Genomic DNA, 1,231 nt, shown 5'->3' with positions numbered 1-1,231 from the left:
CGCGCTGGCCGGCCTCACCAGCGCCCAGACCGTCGCGCTGACCACCGCGCAGGCCGCGGCGCTCACCAGCGCCCAGCTGGCCGCGCTGTCCCCCAGCGATATCGCCGCGCTCGAGACGGCCGACCTGGCCGCGATCAAGACCGCCGCCATCGCCGGCCTGAGCGCCCAGCAGGTGGCCGCGCTCAACAGCGACCAGGTGACCGCGTTGACCAGCGCCCAGGTGGCCGCCCTGAACAGCAGCCAGATCCTGGCGCTGCAGTCGTCCGCCGTCGCCGGCCTGCAGACCAACGACATCGGCGCGCTCGGCACGGCGGTGATCGCCGCGCTGCCGGCCGCCGTGCTGGGCGGCCTGAGCACCGCGCAGGTGGCGGCGCTGGCCACGCGCCAGATCGCCGCGCTGAACACCGACCAGCTGGCCGGCCTGAGCATGCTGCAACTGGCCGCGCTGACCTCGGCCCAACTGGGCGCCTTCGGTTCGCGCCAGATCGGCGCGCTGTCCACGGCCGCCGTGGACGCGCTGGACCCGGCCGCGCTGATCGGCCTGAAAACCGCCGCGCTGGCGGGGCTGACCCCGGCCCAGCTGGCCCAGCTGGGCAACGACGCGGCCGGCGCCAGCCATATCGACCTGCTGTCCACGCAGCAGATCGCGTCGCTGCGCGGCGCCGTGTTCGCCGGCCTGAGCACGCGCCAGATCGCCGCCCTCAGCACGGCCCAGGCGGCCGCGCTCAGCAGCGCCCAGATCGCCAGCCTGGACACCAACGGCATCGTCGCGCTGCAGGCGGCCGACGTGACCGCCCTGCGCACCGCCGCGCTGACCGGCCTGTCGGCCGACCAGATGCGGGCGCTGACCGCGGCCCAGTTGACCGCGCTGACCAGCCAGCAGCTGGCCGCCCTGAGCAGCCTGCAGCTGGGCGCCCTGTCCAGCCAGACGCTGGCGGGACTGTCCACCGCCAACCTGTCGGGCCTGACCACGGCCGCGATCGGCGCGCTGAGCACCGCGCTGATCGCGCAACTGATGCCGGCCCAGCTGGCGGCCTTGAAAACGCAGCAGGTGGCGGCGCTCAGCAGCGACCAGATCGCCGCGCTGGGCCCCCAGCAGATGGTGGCCTTCAGCTCGGCGCAGCTGGCCGCGCTGGGCACGCGCCAGCTGGCCGGCCTGTCGACCGCCGACCTGGCCGCGCTTGACAGCCGCGGCATCCCCGGCCTGAGCACGGCCATCATCGCGGCGCTG

General features: G+C 75.1%; 1 pseudogene. It reads left to right on the top strand.

What is annotated here, in order from left to right:
* Window positions 1-1,231, top strand: a pseudogene (locus GTP90_RS35755) (hypothetical protein); the annotation flags it as partial.

Origin of the sequence: Duganella vulcania (assembly GCF_009857655.1) — a bacterium.
Taxonomy (GTDB): domain Bacteria; phylum Pseudomonadota; class Gammaproteobacteria; order Burkholderiales; family Burkholderiaceae_D; genus Rugamonas; species Rugamonas vulcania.
Note: the sequence above shows the minus strand (reverse complement) of the source record. Positions and strands in the feature narration are given on the sequence as shown.